Raw genomic sequence first — 19,497 nt, 5'->3', positions numbered from 1 at the left:
TGACGTGAGGGACCCCCTCGTGGCTCACAGCGCCACGAGGGGGTCCCTCAGGTCTCGCCCGTGCGGGTCAGGCTCCGTGCGTGATCACGCCGCGGATGTTCTTGCCGTCGCGCAGGTCCTGGTAGCCCTCGTTGACCTGCTCCAGCGTGTACCGCCGGGTCACCAGCTCGTCGAGCTTGACGTGCCCCGCCTGGTACAGCCGGAGCAGGCGCACGATGTCGTACTGCGGGTTGGCCGACCCGAACAGCGTGCCCTTGACCGTCTTCTCGAACAGCGTCATCACGCCGCCGGAGAGGTGCACGGTCAGCTTCTCCGGGTTCGCCAGGCCGGTGATGACCACGACGCCGCCCTTGCCGACGGCGTTGAAGGCGTCGGTGACGACCTGCTCCTCCACGGTGCCGACGGTGATCAGCGCCTGGTCGGCCATCTGCCCGTAGGTCAGCTCGACGATCTTCGCGGCGGCCTCGTCGGCACTGGCGTAGGCGTGCGTCGCGCCGAGCTTCATCGCCGTGTCGCGCTTGAACGCCACCGGGTCGACCACGATCACGTTGGCCGCCCCGGCGTGCGCGGCGCCCTGCACCGCGTTGATGCCGATACCGCCGATCCCGTAGATGACGACGGTGTCGCCGGCGCGGACACCGCCCGCGTAGTTGGCCGTGCCCCAGCCGGTGGGCACGCCGCAGCCGACCAGCACGGCCGTCTCCAGCGGCAGCGACTCGTCCACCTTGACGACCGAGTGCTGGGAGATGGTGGCCCGCTCGGCGAACGTGCCGAGCATGCACATGGCGCCGTAGTCGGTGCCGCCGCGGTGGAAGCGGAAGGTGCCGTCGGGCATCCCGCCGTCGAGGATGGTGGCGCCCATGTCGCACAGGTTGGAGCGGCCGGTGGCGCAGTAGCGGCAGGTTCCGCAGTTGGGGATGAAGCTGCAGACCACATGGTCGCCGGGCTTGACCTTGGTGACGCCGGGGCCGACGTCCTCGATCACGCCGGCGCCCTCGTGGCCGCCGATGATGGGGAAGCGCGGTACCAGGTCGTTGTCGATCAGGTGCAGGTCCGAGTGGCAAAGCCCGGCTGCGGTGTACTTGATCAGGACCTCGCCGTCGCGCGGGCCGTCGAGTTCGAGTTCTTCGATCTCGAACGGCTTGTGAGCGTCGTGCAGGACAGCGGCTTTCGTCTTCACTGCCGGATCACCTCTTTGTGACGTGGGTCGCAGGCGCGGACCGCTACATCATGACATCAGAAGCGGCCGTCTCGACAGCGTTAAGTAGAGCGTTCTCCCAGACCGCCAATGTTCGTTCGCCTTCTTGCGCGCTCGCACCGGTGGGATCGCCGAGCACGCCGTTGGGACTGACCGCGCGAACACCACCCGTTCGGAGGCCTTCGATCAGGTCCGGCAACGGCCGCGTCACGCCCTTCTCGAGCCGGTCCAGCCGGACCGCCTCCGGCCGCAGCGCGAGCATCACCGACGTCTCCAGCCGCCCGGCGTGGGTGTCGTCGGGCGGCCCGCTCGGTCCCCACGCCCGCACGTTCCGGGCCTCGTAGCGCAGCTTCGCGACAGCGCGCCGCAACGGCACGGCGTTGCCCCCGTGCCCGCAGACGAACAGCACGCCGCCGAACGCGTCGGCGGAGCGGCCCAGCTCCACCAGCACGGTCTCGGTGGCGTCCTGGCCGATCGAGAGCGTGCCGGGAAAGCCCGCGTGCTCGCCGCTGGACCCGAACGGCAGCGGCGGTGCGACCACCACGTCGTCCCGCCGGCGCGCGACCCTGGCGCACAGCGCCGTCGCGATCTCGGTGTCGACGGTGCAGGGCAGATGCGGCCCGTGCTGCTCGACCGCACCGAGCGGGATCAGCAGGATCGCCCGGTCGGGCAGCTCGGGCCAGGCGAGATCGGCCAGCTCCGTCATGTGGCCCGCCCGCCCTGGGGGCCTTCACGGTTTTTCCCCGGCCAGTTCGACAAATCGGGCAGCAGGGGTGTCACCGTGCGCTCGCGCGCGCAGCCGCGCCACACGCCCATGCCGTAGGCGAGGTCGTCGGCGGCGCGCACCAGCAGCCAGCGCGCCGGGTCGAGGTCCGGTTTCCCGCGCCACCAGTCGCGCAGGTGACGGGCCAAGGCGAACGCGAGCACGACACGGCCGCGTTTTCCGGTGAGCAGCAACGGAATCGCGGCAGGACCCCAGGTTCGGGTCAGCGCCTCGGACAGGTAGCCGCCGGCGCCGAGGTGACCGCGCAGCACGAGCGCCAGCGATTCCCGCGCGGGCACCCCGGCCGGTTCGAGCTTGCGCGGCAACACCGCGGCCGAACCGAGCGCGACCGCGAGGCCGAGCCGCGGCCTGCCGAGCGCCGCCAGCCCCCACGCGAGCGCGGTCCACCCGGACGCCCGCACCGGTGCCATCGTCTTGTGGCCGTGCCGTTTCGCCAGTGGCGCGGCGGAAGTTCCGTAGTCGAAGCGCTGCCGCGCCCAGGCACGCCAGGTGGCGCGCGGCGCGTGCACGACCCGCGAACGGGGTTCGTAGCGCACCCGGCCGCCCCGCGCGACGAGCCGCCACACGAAATCGACGTCCTCGCCGAACCGCAGCGATTCGTCGAACCCGTTCAGCTCGGCCAGCGCCGATCTGCGCACGACCAGCGCCGCCGTCGGCACGTAGGTGACCCGCGCCCCGGGCCGCACCTGCGCCGGAGCGGGACCGAGATCCAGCGCGGAACGCGCCCGCTCGTACCGTTCGAGCACCGTTTCGCCCGGCGCGCTGACGATTCTGGGCGCCACGGCCAGCACACGCGGGTCCTCGAAATGCGGCAGCAGCGGATCCAGCCAGCCGGGCGCCGGGCGGGTGTCGGCGTCGAGGAAGGCGACGAGTTCGGTGGTCACCGCGCGCCAGCCGGTGTTGCGGGCGGCGGCCGGGCCACGCGAGACGGGGTGGCGTGCCGTGGCGCCGGGGACGGGCGTGGCCGAGCCGTCGTCCACGACGATGGCGCCGGGTACCGACACCGGATCGTCCCGGGTGGGCACCACGATCGTGACGTCGGCGGGCGTGATGCGGGCCTGCCCGTACTCGGGATGCGCGATCCCGGCGTCGATCAGCTTGTCCGCGAGCCGCCGTTCGGCCTCGCCGTCGCCGACCTCGCCGCCGTCGCGCCAATACTGGACGCGCTTGGCCCCGGCCGCGGTCAGCCGCAGCACGCGCAACGGGGAGCCGCCGATGATCGTCCGGCCCGGAAACCGGGTCCCGGGATCGATCCGCAGCCACAGCTTCATGCCGTGAATCCCCCGTCGGCGTGCACGACGGTGCCGGTGATCGCGGAGGACTGCTCGCCGCAGAGGAAGCACACGGCGGCGGCCACCTCCTCGGGCGCCAGCAGCCGCTCGGCCAGCTGGTGCTGGGAGAACTCCTCGACGGACTCGAGGTCGTAGAGCGCCGCGGTCGCGTCGAGCATCGCGGTGCGGGTCGAGCCCGGGGAGACGGCGGTGGCGGTGACACCGGTGCCGCGCAGGTCGGTGGCCAGGCCGCGGATCAGCCCGACGACGGCGTGCTTGGCCGCGTTGTACCCGGCCAGATGCCACAGCCCGGTGTGCCCGGCGGCCGACGCGAGCGCGACGAACCGCCCCGAACGCGGTCCGGGACGCCGCAGCAGCGCGGGCACCGCCGCGCGGGCGAGGGTGAACACCCCGCGCACGCCGGTGTCGAACAGCGTGTCCCACTCGGCGTCGGTGGTCTCCCACAGCGGCCGCCCGCCCGCCATGATCGCCGCGGCCGCGACCGCCGCGTCCAGGCCGCCGAACTCGCGTTCCGCGACGGCGACCGCTTCGGTCACCGCCTCCTGGTCGCGCACGTCGGCGACGACGTCGAGCACCTGGTCGGGCCAGCGTTTGGCGACGGCGGCGAGGTCCGCGCGCGTGCCGAGCCGATACCCGGCGCCGGGGATGTCCGCGCAGATGTCCACCGCCACCACGCGCCAGCCCTGCCCGGCGAGCTGATCGACCACCGCGGCGCCGATTCCGCGCCCCGCCCCGGTCACCACCGCGACCCGACTCATAACGCCACTCCCACCCGGTATCCCTCGATTATCGCGGCGTGCGCCCGCCGCGGCGTCAGGCAGTCACCCACCCGGTGCACCGGGAACGGGGCGTCGCGAAGCCGCCGCCACAGCGAGTCCTCCGGCTCCTGGTGCGTCGCGCACACCACCCAGTCACAGCCGATCTCGAACGTCTCCCCGGTGGGGTGGGACAGCATCCGCAACACCAGCCGTTCATCCACTTCGGACACGCCGAGCACGACCTCGTCGGTGTGCCCGGTGATGCCTTTGGCGTGTGCGCGCCGGTGGTAGTTCTCCAGGTCCAGCGTGAGGCCGAGGTCCTGGCCGACGACCATCGCCGAGGTGGACACGCGTACGCGGCAGCCGCGGTCGGCCAGCAGTTCGGCCACGGAGGTGCCCTGGTGGAAGCCGAGGTCGTCGATGACCACCACCTCGCCCGCCGGCGCGGCCGTGCCGGCGAGCACGTCGCGCACGTCCACCACGCGCGCGCACTCACCCGCCCAGTACGGAGCGCGTGGCCGCGCGCCGGTCGCCAGCACGGCGGCGTCCGGGTGTTCGGCCAGCAGCAACTCCGCGCCGACCTCGGTGTTCGTTTTGGTGTCGACGCCGTATCGCGTACATTCGGCCGCGAGATTGCCGACCAGATCGAGGAATTCCGACCGCCCCGGCGCGGTCGCGGCGAGCGTGACCTGGCCGCCGGTGTGCTCGCCGCGTTCGAACAACGTGACGTGGTGTCCGCGCCGCGCAGCGGCGGCCGCGGCCTGCAGGCCGGCGGGACCGCCGCCGACGACGAACACGCGCTTCGGCCGCGGCCCCGGCGGCGGCAGCGGCACGCTTTCCCTTCCGGCACGCGGGTTTTCCACACAGCCGAGCCACCGGTTGAGCCCGACCCTGCCGACGCATTCCTGGTTGCAGGACAAGCACGCGCGGACCTGCTGGCCGTCGCGGGCCTTCACCGCGAAGTCCGGATCGGCGATCTGCCCCCGCACCACGCCGACGAGATCGCACTGTCCTTCGGCGAGCGCGCGTTCGGCGTCGGCGGGCTGCTTGAGGCGGCCGACCCCGACGACCGGCAGCCGCACGGCTTCGCGGATCGCCCTCGAGATGAACAACGCGTACCCGCGCGGGATCGCCATCGACGCCTCGATCAGGTAGAGGCTCGAGGTGGCGACGCCGATCGCGGTGTTGATGTAGTCGACCTTCCCGGTGGCCTCCACCAGCTTCGCGAGCGCCACCGCCTCCTCCAGCGTGGTCCCGCGCTCGACGTGCTCGTCACCGCAGATGCGCACACCGAGCACGCGGCCGGGCCCGAGCGCCTCACGCGCCGCGTCGATGGCCTCGACGAGCACACGTGCCCGGTTCTCCAGCGAGCCGCCGTAGCGATCGGTGCGCAGATTCGTCGCCGTGGACAGGAAACCGCGCAGCAGCGAGGATTGCGAGCACTGCAGCTCCACCCCGTCGAACCCGCCCTCGGAGCAGTGGCCGGCGACGATGCCGTATCCGGCGACGACCTCCGCGATCTCGCGCGTGGTGATTTCCTTGGGCACTTCGCGAAACAGCGGATCGGGCACGGGGGAAGGTGCCAGCACGGGCGTGCGGGTGTACAGCGAGCAGGACTGGCCGCCGTTGTGGTTGAGCTGCGCGAGGATCGGCGTGCCGTGGGCGTGCACGGCCTCGGTGATGCGGTGGTAGGCGGGGATGACCGCGGGATCGAAGCCGTGGATCAGCTTTTCGTACGGCCGGTCGCCGGGATTCGTGGAGTGTTCCTCGGTGATGATCAGGCCCGCGCCACCGGCGGCGCGCGCCGCGTAGTAGTCGGCGTGCTGCTCCGTCGGCATCCCGTCGCGCGCCTGGTTGGTCAGGTGCGCCGAGAACACGATCCGGTTGCGCAACGTCAGCGGCCCCACCGTCAGCGGCGAGAACAGGCGGCTCATGTCAGAACGCTTTCCTCGCACAACGCCAGCGCCGCGCGGCGGCCTTCGAGGATCGCTTCGTGCACGGTCCTCGGCGCCACACAGTCCCCGGCACGCTCGCGCCCGAAAGCGCTTTCCCGAGGCAGCCGATGTCCACAGTGGATAACGACGGCGCATTCGATCTCCTGGCGCGCGCCGGTGTGCGCGTCCTCGACCACCGCGTGGCCGGCGTGCACCTCCCGCAGCAGGGAGCGCTTGACCAGCCTCACCCCGGCGCGCCGGAGCCGGGCGTTGGCGTCGGCAAGGTCGCCGGTGAGCGAGAGCTGTTTGCCGATCACCAGGTCCTGGCTCACGATCGCGACCTGTTCTCCTTGCGCGGCGAGCAGTTCCGCGACACCCACCGCGACGTGGTCACCCGCCGGGTCGGCCAGCACGACCGGCCCGGCGGGCAGCTTGTGTCCGGACAGCAGGTCCACCACATCCACGACCGTGCCGGAAGACACCTGGTAGCTCCGTGGTCCCGGTACCGATCCCGTGGCCACGATGTCCGCCTCGCGCACTGCCGTGCCCATCGAGATCCGCACCCCGAGGCGGCGCACCTCCGCTTCCAGCCAGTCGGCCAGCGCCGCCAGCCGCGCGCGGCCGCCGACCTTCGCGGCGACGCGCAGCATTCCGCCGAGCCGGTCCGAGCCCTCGGCCAGTTCGACCCGGTGCCCACGCATCGCGAGCACGCGCGCGGCCTCCAGCCCGGCCGGACCACCCCCGGCGATCAGCACGTCCCGCGGCCGGTCCGCGCCTTCCAGCACCGGGTCCTCGGTCTCGTGGCCGCTGCGGGGTTCGCCGACGCAGGACACGATCGGGTTGCGTACGTCGCGCACGCGGCATTTCTGGTTGGACAGCACGCACGGTCTCGGCGCCTGCCCCGCACGCACCTTCGCGACGAGATCGGGGTCGGCGATCTGCGCCCGTGTCATCTCGACCAGGTCGGCCACGCCCTCGTCCAGCGCCCGCGCCGCCTGCACCGGATCCACGACGCTGCCCTGCAACACCTTCCGCGTCCCTGTGACCGCCCGGCACAGGCCGAGGTTGAAGCCGGGCTCGGTGTGCAGGTCGGGTCGCGTCGCCGAGGCGCTCATGCCCGATCCGCGCACCGGCACCACGTAGTCCACGAGGCCGGCCAGCTCACGCACGACCGCGGCGCCCTGCTCGGGCGTGATGCCCGCCCACGGCGCGAGTTCGTCGCAGGACAGGCGCAGCCCGACGATCCTCGCGGGACCGCGCACCGCCTCCAGCACCTCACGCAGCAGCCTCACGCGGTCGCGGCCGTAGTCGTCGTCGCGGAGATTCGTCAGCCCGGAAAGGAACTGACGCAGCAGCGAGTACTGCCCGGCGTCGATCTCGACACCGTCCAATCCGGACTCGGCCGCGAGCAGGGCCGCTTCGCGGAACCCGGCGACGACCGCCCGGATATCGCCGGGTTCCATCTCCATCGGCAGCTCACGAGTCGCCACGTCGGGGACGCGGGAAGGCGCCCACAGCGCGGACTGCGAGTACGCCGACGAGCCCTGTGCGCCCGCGTGCCCGAGACCGGCCAGCACCAGCGCGGGGCGGCAGGAATCCACAATGGACTTCCAGCTTGGGCCGCACGCCGAGGCCAGCGGCGCTCGTTCGTAGGGCCAGTCCGACGGGTGCACGCTCGCGGTCTCGGTGACGATCACCCCGGCGCCACCGGCGGCACGCCGCGCGTAGTAGGCGACGTGCCGTTCGGAGAACTCCCGGTCGCGGCCGAGGTTGGTCTCGTGGGGCCCGAACAGCACCCTGCTCGGCGCACGCAGCCCGGCCAATGTGACCGGGCCGGCGAGCGTGGTCATCTCATTCCGGCGAGCGGGCTCGTGTCGCAGGCGCGGTCGGGGCGGGCACCGGCGGGCGGGCCGAAGCCGATCTCGACCGGAACCTTGCGGGTGGCGCGGGTCTTGCGGTGCGAGTGGTCGACATGGGACCGCGGCGCCGCTCCGGCGCCCTGCAGCGCCAGCTCACCATGCCCCTTCACGCACTCCGGGTCCGGACCGTCCAGCGGCAGGCCGGTGAAGAACTTCGCCGCCATGCAGCCGCCCTGGCAGGCGTCGTAGGCCGAACACGACGTGCAGGCGCCGCCGGTCTGCGGGCCCCGCAGCTCGGTGAACAGCTCCGAATCCGTCCACACCTTCTGGAATCCGCCTTCGTCGCGGACGTTGCCCGCGAGGAACTCCTCGTGGATCGCGAACGGGCAGGCGTAGACATCGCCGACCGGGTCGATCAGGCACACCACCCGGCCCGCGCCGCACAGGTTCAGCCCCGGCAACGGGTCCGAGCCCAGCGCGTTGAGGTGGAAGAACGAGTCGCCGGTGAGCACCTTCTCGCCGTGCGAGACCAGCCAGTTGTAGAGATCCAGTTGCTGCTCGCCGGTCGGGTGCAACTCGTCCCAGGTGTCGGCGCCGCGGCCGGACGGGCGCAGCCGCGTGATCCGCAGCTGGGCGCCGTAGCGGTCCGCGATGGCCTTGAACTCGTCGAGCTGCCCGACGTTGTGCCGGGTCATCACGACGCTGAGCTTGAAATCGCGGAACCCGGCGTCGGACAGGTTCTGCATGGCTCGGATCGCGGTGTCGTAGGAACCGGGCCCGCGGACGTAGTCGTTGACCTCGGCGGTGGCGCCGTCGAGCGAGATCTGCACGTCCACGTAGTCGGTCGAGGCCAGCCACCGGGCCCGCTCCGGGGTCAGTTTCACGCCGTTGGTGGAGAACTTGACGCCGACCTGGTGCGCGACGGCGTATTCGACCAGTTCCCAGAAATCGGAACGCACGGTGGGTTCACCGCCGCCGATGTTGACGTAGAACACCTGCATGCGCTGCAGCTCGTCGATGACCGCCTTGCACTCCTCGGTGCTCAGCTCACGCGGGTCACGACGCCCCGACGAGGAAAGGCAGTGCACGCAGGAGAGGTTGCAGGCGTAGGTGAGTTCCCAGGTCAGGCAGATGGGCGAGTTAAGCCCTTCCTTGAAATGCTCGACGAGCTTCATCGCGCGTCCTTCTCGTGATTGGGGCCTCAGCGGCGCTCGATCGTGCCGGCGTCGGCGAGGCCGGCGAGTGCCTTGAGGTAGCTGGACCGCTCCTCCTCGGCAACGCCGGCCGCGTCCAGGGTGGCGTGCACGTCGGGTTTGTCCCCGAGCGTGCGGACCACCTCGACCAGCTTCTTCGTCTTCAGAAACGAAAGCCTGCGGGTGCCGAAGTCATACGCGAGCGCGCCGAACGGCTCGGGCCGCAGCGCGACTCGCGGTGAGCACCGGTAGGCCTGGTCAGGCTCGAACACGACGGTCAGTAAACGCCGCACATGCCGTCGATCGAGACCTCCTCGACGAGAAGGTCCTCCTCGACCAGAGGCTCTTCGTGCGTCTCGGTGACCTGGTTGACCTCGGACATGGGATGCTCCCTTCGTCTGGCCGCTCCGCTGCGGCCCGTGTCACAAGACAATAATGGCACCCAGTGCCGAATGGAAGGGGCAATGAGCGATCCAGTGACGCCACGTGCGGGACGCCGGCCGATCACGTCGCGGGCCGAGGTTGAACACGCCGCGTTCGAACTGTTCGCGGAACAGGGTTTCGAACACACCACGGTGGACGACATCGCCCAGGCCGCGGGCATCGGCAGGCGCACTTTCTTTCGCTACTTCCCGTCCAAGAACGACATCGCATGGGGGGATTTCGACGGCCAGCTCAACCAGATGCGCGAACGCCTCGCCGAGTCGCCGCGCGACAAGCCGCTGGTGGAGGTGATCAGCGACGCGCTGGTGGACTTCAACCGCGTCGACCCCGAGGAGGCGCCATGGCACCGGCGGCGGATGGAGCTGATCCTGACCACGCCCGCGCTGCAGGCGCATTCGACGCTGCGCTACGCCAACTGGCGCCAGGTGCTGGCCGGGTTCATCGCCGGCAGGCTCGGGGTGCCGACGAGTTCGCTGGCGCCGCAGGCGGTTTCCTACGCGGTGCTCGGCGTCGCGCTGGCCTCGTACGAACAGTGGCTGCTGGTGCCCGACTCGGACCTAACCGAACTGCTCGCGGCCGGGGTGCGAGAGCTCTCCGCCGCGGTGGGGTGACTCGTCGATCAGCAGGTGCGATCGGGCCAGTTGCAGGGTGCACCCGGCCACGATCGCGGCGCCGGCGATCTCGCCGATGATCCACACACCGCCGCGCACCTGCTCATCGAAGACGGCCACGCCCCAGCCGAGCGCCAGCAGCGGGTTGGCCAGCGTCAGCCCGGGCTGGGAGGCCACCAGCGGGCCCGCCCGCAACGCGTTCTGCAGCAAGAAGAATCCGGTCGGCCCGGCGACCATCATGGCGTAGGTCTGCCACGCCATGAACACACCGGAGAACCCGTGCTTGAACGACGCGGTGATGCCCGCGACGAGCACGGCCGTGAAGCCGAACCACATTCCGGCCGCGATGCCGAGGAACGCCGCGCGGGACGCGTGTTCGCGCCGCCAGCCCAGCACCACCATCGTCGCGACGGCCGCGAGCGTGGCCGCGCACCCGAGCAGCCACGTCGCAGCGCGCACGCCGAGCGCGCTGCCGTCGGCCGGTGCCAGCGAGTACAGCAGGAGCGCGACCCCGGCGCCCAGCCCGGCCAGCGCGACCCATTCGCGGGCGGGCATCCGGGTGCGGAACACGAGGCTGGACAGCACCAGCACGAACGCGAGTTCGCTCATCAGGATGGTCTGGATGACCACGATCGGCCCCATCGCGAGCGCCGCCGCCTGCAGCACGAGACCGCCGAGCATCGCGAGCACGCCGCAGATCCAGACCGGTTGCGCGACCAGGTGCCACAGCATGCTCACCGACAGCCTGCTGCCTTCCGGCTGGTGCCGGGCCCCGGCCCGCTGCAGCACCGACCCCGCCGCGTTGGCGGCCGCGGCCAGCACGGCGAGCAGCACGGTCAGCACCATCGGCGGCGCGTTCACCTCCTCCGAGCCCGGCCCCCAGTATCGCGCTGTTCTACGATCCCCGTGTGTTGCTCCCGCGCGGCTCCGAGGCGATCAGCCCCACCGGCCACTACACCGGGTACGTCTGGGTGCGCAACGGCCTGGCCCCGCAAGCGCTTGCCACGCCGGAGGGGCGGCTGTTCTACCACGGTCTGGAGCCCGCGATGGCCCTCAGCAGACTGCTCGGGCAGCCCACGTTCGAAGGCCTGCTGGTGGCCCGGCACCAGGTGCTCGACGGCTTGCTGGCGGCGGCGATCGAACGCGGCGAGATCGGTCAGGTGATCGAGATCGCGGCGGGGCTGTCGGCACGCGGCTGGCGGTTCCTGCGGCGGTACGGCGACGACCTGACCTACGTCGAGGCCGACCTGCCCGGCATGGTCGCCAGGAAGCAGCGTCTGTTGCGGCGGCTGGACGGGCCGTCGCCACGAGTGGTCGCCGTGGACGCGCTGCGCGACGAGGGCCCCGGCAGCCTCGCCGAACTGGCCGGGACACTGGACCCGGACACCGGGACGGCGATCGTGACCGAGGGGCTGCTCAACTACTTCGACAAGGCGGCCGTGGAGTCGATGTGGCAGCGCTTCGCCTCGGTGCTGCGGAGCTTCCCCACCGGCGCGTACTTCGCGGACCTGATCCTGCGCCCGCAAGGGGATTCACTGGCGGCGCGCCTGGGCACGGGCCTGCTGTCGACGGTCGTACGCGGTCGCGTCCACCTGCATTTCGGCAACGCCGCGGAGGCGGAAGCGGCGCTGCGGGAGGCAGGCTTCCCAGCGGCCGACGTCACCCAAGCGGACGCGAAGCCCCCGTCGGCGAAGATGGTCCACATCGTGGACGCCTGGACTTAGGCGGGGCCAGGCGAGCGAAGCAAAGCCACAACCCACACCTCCCCCAACCCCGATCCCCTCCCGGCGGACACACTCACCGGATCGGGGTTGGGGGAGGAACCGGCAGGCTCCCATCGGACCGGCACCGGGCTAACCGGCACCGGGGCTTCAGGCGACGGGATGACCACACCTGGCGGCTTCGTGTGTTCTGCTTGCTATGCGTGGTCTTCGCTGGTGGTTGTCGTCGTCTTGGGGACTTCCGTGGTGGCGAAGGGGGTGAACTCGAAGCGCACCAAGCCGGGCTTGCCTGCTGGGTCCGCGACCGCCCTGATGATGCCCGCCGCGTCGGTGTCGTGCAGTGCCGCGAGCATCTGCGCGAACGCGTCCGCGGCGCCGACCGGTTCTTCGCGGGTCTGGATCAGCGTCCGGTGCAGCGCCGCGACCGCCCAGCCGTCGCTGCCGTTACCGCTGCCCACCGACACCGCGAGCGTGGCGTCCAGCAGCCAGTGTGCCGATTTGCCCGACAGCTCCGGCGTCGGATGCGTCGATATCGCGATGATGTGGTCCGCACGGATCAACCCGTCACTGAAACTGCGCACCCAGACCTTCGGCAAGCCCATGAACGAATTCTGCCACGAAATCACACCGCGTCGAGCCGGTTGAGCAGCGTCGCCGGGCCCAGGATCGACGCGCCCTCGGTGGTCACCCTGCCCCGCAGCGCACGATCGGCCGTGACGACCGCGACGTGATCGTCCGGCCGGTCCGCCCGCAGCGCGCGTACCGCCTCCACGATCGCCGAATCGCCGTCGCGCGGGGCCGAGACCACCTCGACCTGCTCGGTCGGCTCCACGTGCCGGGCCTGGCCCTCCACCACCAGCACCACCCTCGGCCACCAGGACCAGGCGCCGTCCATGTCGAACTCCTCGCCCGGCACCCCGGCGCGCACGAGACCCGCCAGCCGGTCCCGCAACCCCGCCGCGGCACCCGCGCGGTCACGCCACCAGCCATCGGGCCGCGTCCCGACCACGTTCGCCCCGTCGACCACGAGGACCAGTTCGCGGCCCAGCTGATCGTGCAGCTCCGGCCACGCCTTCGCGAAATCCTTGTGCAGCGGGAAATCCACCACCTGCTCCGGCGCGACCCACCGGAGCTCTTCGCTTTCGGCGTTGGTCACCCGCTCGCTCACGGTGTGCCGCACGGTGGCCAGCACCGTGGTGTAGCTCCAGTTTCCGTGATCGACCACCGAGGACGCGATCGGCCGCACCGCGTGCGCCGGAATCGCGGTCTCCTCCTCCGCCTCGCGGGTCGCGGCCTGCCACGGGGTCTCCCCCGACCGCAGCGCACCGCCGGGCAGCGCCCAGGTGCTGCCGTGATGCGTCCACCACGCCCGGCGCTGCAACAGCACCCCGCGTTCCGGATCGGTGAGCAGCAATCCCGCCGCGCCGAACCGGCCCCAGTGCCGGTGCCCGCCGAGGCATACGACGAACCCGTCACCGTCCTCGCGCTGGAAAGAATTCAGTGGCACGACGTGCCTCCGTTGAGGGCGGCGGTGGGAGAGGGGCTGGCCACGGTGTCCAGCTTCGCACAGAAACAGCGGGAACTTGAGTGTTCAACGCCTCTTCGACGCCTCGACCGCCAGCGCGGCCGCGCCCACCATCGCGGCGTCGTCGCCGAGGTGTGCGGTGCGGATGCGGGCCAGCGGACGGTGCCGGGCCCCGGTGACGGCCGCCGCGTAGTGCTCGCGCGCCTCGTCCAGAAACAGTGGCGCCGAGCCGGAGACCCCACCCGCGATCACCACGATCTCCGGGTCGAACACGTCCGCGACCAGCGCCAATCCCTCGCCGAGCCACTTCGCCAGCTCGGCGACCGCGCGCTGCGCGAGCGGGTCGCCGTCCCGCGCCGCGCCCGCGACCCTGCGGCCGGTGACCGAACCGGGATCCTCCGACATCTCGCGCGCCAGCACGGTCGACCCGCCGGGATACCGCGCCATCAGCTCGACCGCCGTGGCCGCGAGCGCGGTGCCGCTGCAGTAGCGCTCCCAGCAGCCGTACTTGCCGCACGGGCAGGCCCGCCCGCCCGGCACCACCGTCAGGTGCCCGAGTTCCGGCGCGACGCCGTGCGCGCCGCGGTAGATCTCGCCGTCGAGCAGCAGCCCGGCGCCGATCCCGGTGCCGATCGCGACCAGCGCCGCGACCTTCGCGCCGCGCGCCGCGCCGAACCGGTGCTCGCCGAGCGCGGCCGCGTTCGCGTCGTGTTCGAGCGTCACCGGCAGTCCGACGCGTTTGGTGATCCGATCGGCGACGGGTGCGTTGCGCCATGCCAGATGCGGCGCGAACATCACCGTGTTGCGGTCGTTCGCCACGAACCCGGCCACCGCGAGCCCGACCGCGCCGACGTCGTCGTGCCGGTTGCGCAGCTCGTCGATGACGCCGGAAATGGCGTCCTCCAAAGCGTTCTCGTCGCTCGGGGTACCGACCCTCGCGGTGTCCAAAATAGACCCGTGGGGGTCGACGACGGCAGCGCGCACGCTGGTACCGCCGACGTCAAGGCCGATCGCGTGCACTCAGGACTCCTCGCCCCGCCACTGCACCGGGATGCGCTGCACCCGGCCGGACGGGGGTTCGGGTTTGGGGTTCGGCTGGAAACCGGGCATGTGGAACCCCGCCTCGGGCTCCCACCGGTCGGCGAGCACGGCCCGCAACAACGCGATGAGCTGCGCGAGCTGCTCGGCGACCCGTGCCACCAGCTCGGGCCGTTCGCCACGCACCACGGCGACGATCGCGCATAACGGGCACCAGCCGCAGTTCGGCGCCTCGCGCTCGGCCTGGCCGTGCCCCGCGGTGACGACGCCCTCCAGCCAGGGCGCCGCGCGCTCCACGACCATGTCCACGAGCAACCGGATCTCTTCGGCCAGCCGCGCCCCGTCGGCCTCGGTCATTACTGCCTCCCGGCGTGGGTCAGCGACACCACGAGCCCCCGCGCGTCCGATTCGGCGCCGACGACGCGGCAGGGTCGCAGCACTTCCGGCAGTGAGACGAGCCTGCGGAACCCGTCCACCGTGATCGCCAGATCGTCGTCGACCCTGGCCAGTTCCACCTCGGCGGTACCGGTGAGCGGCATCGCCACACGCAGCTGGTAGCCATCGTCCACTTCGGACACTTCGAGCAACGGGGCCAGCTCTTTCCCATTGCCGGACAAGGGATCGGACTCCCCATACAACTCGTGCGCGATCTCCAGCAACGCGGGCAGCCCGACCGGCTCGCTGGCCCGGTGCTCGACCTTGGTGAAATCCGCCAGCCCCGAGCCCGCCAGCTCGCCGAGCACCACGTCCTGCTCGCGGCGCCGCGTCCGCAGCCACGACGCGGCCGCGCCACGCCACACCCCGGGCGCGGGCATCAGCCGGTTCACGATCACGCCGTCGACCCGGATTCCGCGCAGCGCGAGCGAACTCAGCGTGCGGCGGGCCTCCGCGACGACCATCCGCTCCGGCGTCAGCACCAGCCGCACCCCGGTGATCTCCGGATCGGTGAGCAGGGCACGCAACGCGTCCAGATGCGCCGCCAGTCGCCGCACCGATTCGACGGTGCCGCGCGCGCCGGTGAACTTCAGCTGCCACATGCGGTCGAGATACCCCGACACGGCCTCGGGAAGCGCGAGCAGCCGCAACGTCTCCGCGGTCGGGCCGCAGTCGACGACCACGGTGTGCCAGCGGCCCGACTCCGCGAGCCGCTGCACCTCGGTGAGCGCGAGCAGTTCGTCCACGCCGGGCAGCACGGTCAGTTCCTCGGCGTCGAGCGCGTCGATACCGGAACCGGCCAGCGCGGACTTCAGCTTGCCGCGCAGGTCCTGCCACATCCCGTCGACGAGCCCGCGCGAATCGACCTGCGCGCCGTGCAGGCAGTGCTCGACCTCGGCGGGCTCGGCGCCCAGCCGCTGCGCGAACGCGTCGCCGAGCGAATGCGCGGGGTCGGTGGAGACCACGAGCGTCTTGCGGCCGCGCCGGGCCAGTGCGGCTGCCGTCGCCGCCGCGAGGGTCGTCTTGCCGACGCCCCCCTTGCCGGTGAACAGCAGCAGCCGCTGCATCAGGCCGTACCCTCGACCCTGCGCTTGAGCTCCTTGAGCGCGGTGTCCATGACCATCTTCTCCGCCTTGCGCCGCAGCAGCCCGATCATCGGCAGCACCAGCTCCACCGACAGCGTGTAGGTGACCCGCGTGCCCCCGGATCCGGTGGGCTCCAGCTCGTAGCGGCCGTCCTGCGCCTTCTGCATCTGGCCCCTGACCAGGTGCCAGGACACCGAGCGGCCGTCGGCGGCCCAGTCGTACTCGAGCGTGTAGACGTCCTTGATCGGCCCGGCGTCCAGGGTCAGCTTGACCTGCTTGGGGTTGCCGTCGTCGTCGGTCGCGAGCACCTCGGTCTCCCGGACCTGCTTGGCCCATTCGGGATAGGAGGCGAAGTCCGCGATCACGGCCATGACCCGCTCGGGTGGCGCGTCGACCTCGATGGACTGCGTGGACTGGTCGGCCATGCCGGAGAGGTTACAGGTCCCGGCCACCTCACCAGCGCAGCACGTACGGCCGTTCGGTGACCTTGAAGTGGCCGGCGTTGCGGCATTCGGTGCGCCCGACCCGCAGCCGCGGCGAGAGCGGCTGATGGACGTGCCCGAACAGCGCCCACCGCGGCTGCTGTTCCTCGATGAGCCCGGTCAGCGCGAGAGAACCCAGCTCGTGGCGGCGGGCGACGACGTCGTAGGTCAGCTCCGGGTACGCGGGCGGCGCGTGCGTGCACAGCACCTGGACGCCGGAGAGCTTGCCGACGGCCGCGTCGAACTCCTCGCGGGTGCGCAGGTAGGGCCGCCACACCGGGTTCGTGCGGCGCGGCGTCACGCCCTCGGGCAGCACCACGCCGCCGACGAAGCCGAACCGCAGGCCCCCGATGTCGACGACCTCGCCGTCCAGGATCGTGACCCCGTCTCCGGCGAACTCCGACCACAGGTGTGGCGAGTCGACGTTGCCCGGTGTGGCGTAGGTGGGGGCGGTCATCGCGGCGAACAGTTCCGCGTACTGCTCGCGGATCGCCTCCTCGACGGCCGCGCCGGGGTCGTCGAGGCTGGCCCACAACGTGCGCGAGAAGGCGACGGTCTCCTCCCGGGTGCCCTCCCGCCGCAGCCTGGCGAACGTCGAGACCTTCTCGGGGCCGAACAGCGTGCCGAGGATGCCCTTGTCGTGCTCGTGGTAGTCCACGAAGTCGAGGAGGTCGCCGAGCACGACCAGCGCGTCCGCACCGTCGCCCGCCCTGGCGAGCGCCTCGGCGTTGCCGTGCACATCCGAGACGACGTGTACTCGCATGATCTCGACTTTATCGGGGCGGCACTCCTGGCTCCCGGCCGTCCTCCAGTACCTCCTTCAGGCCCAGCGCGATGGCCTTGGCCGCGCGCGCCCGGCGGTCGCGCTCGCGCATCAGGTCGCGCGGGCGGGCCGGCGTGGGCACCGGGGTCGCCCGGAGGAAGTAGTGCAGCAGGGTCCCGTCGAGCACGGGTTCCAGCCACACCTCCATCGTCCCGACCAGTGCTCCCTTGACCGTCCAGCGCAGGCCCGCGTCGCCGCGGTCGGTGTAGACCTCCAGGGTCAGGTCGGGCCAGTACCGGCGCCAGGCGGCGGGGTCGGCGAAGGCCGCCGCGATCGTGCTGGGCGGCACCGCCAGGAAGGTCTCATCTACCAGGTCGATCGCGGGTGCAGCCCCGTTAACCGTGCTCACGGTGCCAGAATGACATGAGGTACACGGCTTGGCCCTAAGCTGGTACCGACGCTAAGTTAACTAGCGAGTAACCTAGGACGCGGAGGTTCCAGTGCGCGAGTACAGCGCCCCGGCGGCGCAGCCGGTTGCCGACGACGAGAACCTCGGCGACATTCTGTGGGCGAACGCCGAACGGTTCCCGGATGCCATCAGTTTCCGGCGCCAGGTGGACGGGTCCTGGCTGGATGTGACCGCTCGCGAGTTCGCGACGCAGGTGATCGCCGTGGCCAAGGGCCTCATCGAGGCCGGTATCGAGCGCGGGGATCGCGTCGGCCTGATGTCCAAGACCCGCTACGAGTGGACCCTGATCGACTTCGCGATCTGGGCCGCCGGCGGCGTGACCGTCCCCATCTACGACACCTCCTCCGCCGAGCAGGTGCACTGGATCCTGTCCGACTCGGGCGCCAAGGGCGTGTTCGTCGAGACCGACCAGCACCGCGGTGAGGTCGACTCGGTGCGTGACCGGCTGGGCGAGCTGAAGTACGTGTGGCAGATCGAGGGCACGCACACCGCGGACGCCGTCGAGGAGCTGACCGCGCTCGGGGTCAAGGTCGCCGACGACACGGTGTACGAGCGCAGCCGTTCGCTCAAGGCAGCCGACCTGGCGTCGATCATCTACACCTCGGGCACCACGGGCAGGCCCAAGGGCGTCGAGCTGAGCCACTTCAACCTGCTCTCGGAGATCCGCGCCGACATCAACGCGTTCCCGCAGTTGATGGAGCAGGGCAACTCGCTGCTGCTGTTCCTGCCGCTGGCGCACGTGCTGGCCCGTGCGATCGCGCTGACCGGCATCGCCGCGCGCGTCACGCTGGGCCACACGCCGGACGTGAAGAACCTGGTCGCCGACCTCGGCACGTTCCGCCCGACGTTCGTGGTGGCCGTGCCGCGCGTGTTCGAGAAGGTCTACAACACCGCGAAACAGAAGGCGCACGGCGACGGCAAGGGCGCGATCTTCGACAAGGCCGAGGCGGTCGCGGTCGCCTACAGCGAGGCGCAGGACGCCGGCGGTGCCGGGCTCGCGCTCAAGGCGCAGCACTTCCTGTTCGACAAGCTCGTCTACGGCAAGCTGCGGGCCGCGCTCGGCGGCCGGTGCGTCGCGGCCGTGTCCGGTGGTGCGCCGCTGGGCGGCCGGCTGGCGCACTTCTTCCGCGGCATCGGGGTTCCGGTGTTCGAGGGCTACGGCCTGACCGAGACGTCGGCGGCGGCCAACGTCAATACCGAGTCGGCCTTCCGGGTCGGCACCGTGGGGCGGCCGGTGGCCGGTACGTCGGTGCGCATCGCCGACGACGGCGAGGTGCTGCTCAAGGGTGACGTGGTGTTCCGGTCGTACTTCAACAACGACACCGCCACCAAGGACTCCCTCGACGACGGCTGGTTCCACACCGGCGACCTCGGTCAGCTCGACGACGACGGGTTCCTGAAGATCACCGGGCGCAAGAAGGAGATCATCGTCACGGCGGGCGGCAAGAACGTCGCCCCGTCCGGCCTCGAGGACACGCTGCGCGCGAACCCGGTGATCAGCCAGGCGATGGTGGTCGGCGACAAGCGCCCGTTCATCGGCGCGCTGGTCACGATCGACGAGGAGTTCTTCCCGTCGTGGAAGGCACAGCACGGCAAGCCCGCCGGCGCGTCGGTGTCCGATCTGGCCGATGACGCGGACCTGCGCGCGGCCGTGCAGGAAGCCGTGGACGAGGCGAACAAGCAGGTCTCCCACGCCGAGGCGATCAAGAAGTTCGTGATCCTGGAGAAGGACTTCAGCGAAGCGACGGGCGAGATCACCCCGAGCCTGAAGCTGAAGCGCAACGTGGTGAGCAAGAACTACGCGAACGCGATCGAGGAGCTGTACCAGAAGTAGGGGTTGCCTAGATCCGATTTGCACGATTAGTCCTGCGCAGCTAGCCTCCACCCGACTCGGCATCCGATGCGG

21 protein-coding genes are annotated in these 19,497 nt (G+C 71.2%); 3 read left to right on the top strand and 18 right to left on the bottom strand.

Translation table 11 applies throughout. The features are described from left to right. Nucleotides 1-67: 67 nt before the first annotated feature. The 9 genes from HFP15_RS08985 to mftA are packed head-to-tail and all read right to left on the bottom strand — an operon-like array spanning nucleotide 68 to nucleotide 9,400. On the bottom strand, nucleotides 68-1,180 hold the full coding sequence (locus HFP15_RS08985) for an NDMA-dependent alcohol dehydrogenase (protein ID WP_168513530.1): 1,113 nt from the start codon (nucleotides 1,178-1,180) through the stop codon (nucleotides 68-70). A 43-nt stretch (nucleotides 1,181-1,223) separates the two neighbouring features. Further along, entirely contained in the window at nucleotides 1,224-1,904 is a 681-nt protein-coding gene (gene mftE, locus HFP15_RS08980) for a mycofactocin biosynthesis peptidyl-dipeptidase MftE (RefSeq protein ID WP_168513528.1), read from the bottom strand. Further along, nucleotides 1,901-3,253 (bottom strand): mycofactocin biosynthesis glycosyltransferase MftF, encoded by a 1,353-nt coding sequence (gene mftF / locus HFP15_RS08975; RefSeq protein WP_168513526.1) that lies wholly within the window; start codon nucleotides 3,251-3,253, stop codon nucleotides 1,901-1,903. Before mftF ends, mftE begins: the two co-directional genes overlap by 4 nt. Next, nucleotides 3,250-4,032 (bottom strand): mycofactocin-coupled SDR family oxidoreductase, encoded by a 783-nt coding sequence (locus tag HFP15_RS08970; protein WP_168513524.1) that lies wholly within the window; start codon nucleotides 4,030-4,032, stop codon nucleotides 3,250-3,252. The genes mftF and HFP15_RS08970 overlap by 4 nt, the downstream gene beginning before the upstream one ends. Then, nucleotides 4,029-5,966, bottom strand: a complete 1,938-nt coding sequence (locus HFP15_RS08965) for a mycofactocin system FadH/OYE family oxidoreductase 2 (RefSeq protein ID WP_168513522.1) — start codon at nucleotides 5,964-5,966, stop codon at nucleotides 4,029-4,031. The genes HFP15_RS08970 and HFP15_RS08965 overlap by 4 nt, the downstream gene beginning before the upstream one ends. Beyond that, a complete protein-coding gene (locus tag HFP15_RS08960; protein WP_168513520.1) occupies nucleotides 5,963-7,816 on the bottom strand; it encodes a mycofactocin system FadH/OYE family oxidoreductase 1 in 1,854 nt (617 codons plus the stop codon). The genes HFP15_RS08965 and HFP15_RS08960 overlap by 4 nt, the downstream gene beginning before the upstream one ends. Beyond that, nucleotides 7,813-9,000 carry a mycofactocin radical SAM maturase gene (gene mftC, locus HFP15_RS08955; RefSeq protein ID WP_168513518.1) on the bottom strand — a complete coding sequence of 396 codons (1,188 nt, stop codon included), beginning with the start codon at nucleotides 8,998-9,000 and terminating at the stop codon, nucleotides 7,813-7,815. The genes HFP15_RS08960 and mftC overlap by 4 nt, the downstream gene beginning before the upstream one ends. Nucleotides 9,001-9,026: 26 nt before the next feature. Then, nucleotides 9,027-9,311, bottom strand: coding sequence for a mycofactocin biosynthesis chaperone MftB (mftB, locus tag HFP15_RS08950; protein WP_168513516.1), 285 nt, complete (start codon nucleotides 9,309-9,311; stop codon nucleotides 9,027-9,029). Beyond that, on the bottom strand, nucleotides 9,296-9,400 hold the full coding sequence (gene mftA / locus HFP15_RS08945) for a mycofactocin precursor MftA (protein ID WP_168513514.1): 105 nt from the start codon (nucleotides 9,398-9,400) through the stop codon (nucleotides 9,296-9,298). The genes mftB and mftA overlap by 16 nt, the downstream gene beginning before the upstream one ends. Before the next feature lie 82 nt (nucleotides 9,401-9,482). Here mftA and mftR point away from each other — a divergent pair, with 82 nt between their 5' ends. Next, nucleotides 9,483-10,073, top strand: a complete 591-nt coding sequence (mftR, locus tag HFP15_RS08940; protein ID WP_246271539.1) for a mycofactocin system transcriptional regulator MftR — start codon at nucleotides 9,483-9,485, stop codon at nucleotides 10,071-10,073. On the opposite strand, the gene HFP15_RS08935 is transcribed toward mftR, so the two are convergent. Next, the gene (locus HFP15_RS08935) at nucleotides 10,020-10,934 is read right to left on the bottom strand and encodes a DMT family transporter (protein WP_312871517.1); all 915 of its coding nucleotides are present in this window, start codon (nucleotides 10,932-10,934) and stop codon (nucleotides 10,020-10,022) included. The two genes, mftR and HFP15_RS08935, sit on opposite strands and share 54 nt — an antisense overlap. A gap of 47 nt (nucleotides 10,935-10,981) precedes the next feature. On the opposite strand from HFP15_RS08935, the gene HFP15_RS08930 reads away from it, so the two are divergent. Continuing rightward, nucleotides 10,982-11,797 carry a class I SAM-dependent methyltransferase gene (locus HFP15_RS08930; RefSeq protein ID WP_168513510.1) on the top strand — a complete coding sequence of 272 codons (816 nt, stop codon included), beginning with the start codon at nucleotides 10,982-10,984 and terminating at the stop codon, nucleotides 11,795-11,797. Between the two features lie 194 nt (nucleotides 11,798-11,991). Here HFP15_RS08930 and HFP15_RS08925 read toward each other — a convergent pair whose 3' ends face one another. The 8 genes from HFP15_RS08925 to HFP15_RS08890 form a co-directional block, all read right to left on the bottom strand. Next, complete coding sequence (locus HFP15_RS08925) at nucleotides 11,992-12,396, bottom strand: hypothetical protein (RefSeq protein WP_168513509.1); 405 nt, start codon at nucleotides 12,394-12,396, stop codon at nucleotides 11,992-11,994. Nucleotides 12,397-12,416: 20 nt separating this feature from the next. Continuing rightward, entirely contained in the window at nucleotides 12,417-13,301 is an 885-nt protein-coding gene (locus HFP15_RS08920) for an NUDIX domain-containing protein (RefSeq protein ID WP_312871516.1), read from the bottom strand. A gap of 84 nt (nucleotides 13,302-13,385) precedes the next feature. After that, nucleotides 13,386-14,339, bottom strand: coding sequence for an ROK family protein (locus tag HFP15_RS08915; protein WP_168513507.1), 954 nt, complete (start codon nucleotides 14,337-14,339; stop codon nucleotides 13,386-13,388). Continuing rightward, nucleotides 14,340-14,714 carry a hypothetical protein gene (locus HFP15_RS08910; RefSeq protein ID WP_168513505.1) on the bottom strand — a complete coding sequence of 125 codons (375 nt, stop codon included), beginning with the start codon at nucleotides 14,712-14,714 and terminating at the stop codon, nucleotides 14,340-14,342. Further along, entirely contained in the window at nucleotides 14,714-15,859 is a 1,146-nt protein-coding gene (locus HFP15_RS08905) for an ArsA family ATPase (RefSeq protein WP_168513503.1), read from the bottom strand. Before HFP15_RS08905 ends, HFP15_RS08910 begins: the two co-directional genes overlap by 1 nt. Beyond that, a complete protein-coding gene (locus HFP15_RS08900) occupies nucleotides 15,859-16,302 on the bottom strand; it encodes an SRPBCC family protein (RefSeq protein ID WP_168513502.1) in 444 nt (147 codons plus the stop codon). The genes HFP15_RS08905 and HFP15_RS08900 overlap by 1 nt, the downstream gene beginning before the upstream one ends. Nucleotides 16,303-16,330: 28 nt before the next feature. Next, the gene (locus tag HFP15_RS08895; RefSeq protein WP_168513500.1) at nucleotides 16,331-17,122 is read right to left on the bottom strand and encodes a metallophosphoesterase family protein; all 792 of its coding nucleotides are present in this window, start codon (nucleotides 17,120-17,122) and stop codon (nucleotides 16,331-16,333) included. Nucleotides 17,123-17,132: 10 nt separating this feature from the next. Next, the gene (locus HFP15_RS08890; RefSeq protein ID WP_168513498.1) at nucleotides 17,133-17,531 is read right to left on the bottom strand and encodes a polyketide cyclase / dehydrase and lipid transport; all 399 of its coding nucleotides are present in this window, start codon (nucleotides 17,529-17,531) and stop codon (nucleotides 17,133-17,135) included. Between the two features lie 91 nt (nucleotides 17,532-17,622). On the opposite strand from HFP15_RS08890, the gene HFP15_RS08885 reads away from it, so the two are divergent. Continuing rightward, a complete protein-coding gene (locus HFP15_RS08885; protein WP_168513496.1) occupies nucleotides 17,623-19,425 on the top strand; it encodes an AMP-dependent synthetase/ligase in 1,803 nt (600 codons plus the stop codon). Nucleotides 19,426-19,497: the final 72 nt, after the last annotated feature.

It is taken from the genome of Amycolatopsis acididurans, from assembly GCF_012328925.1.
Classification (GTDB): domain Bacteria; phylum Actinomycetota; class Actinomycetes; order Mycobacteriales; family Pseudonocardiaceae; genus Amycolatopsis_E; species Amycolatopsis_E acididurans.
Note: the sequence above shows the minus strand (reverse complement) of the source record. Positions and strands in the feature narration are given on the sequence as shown.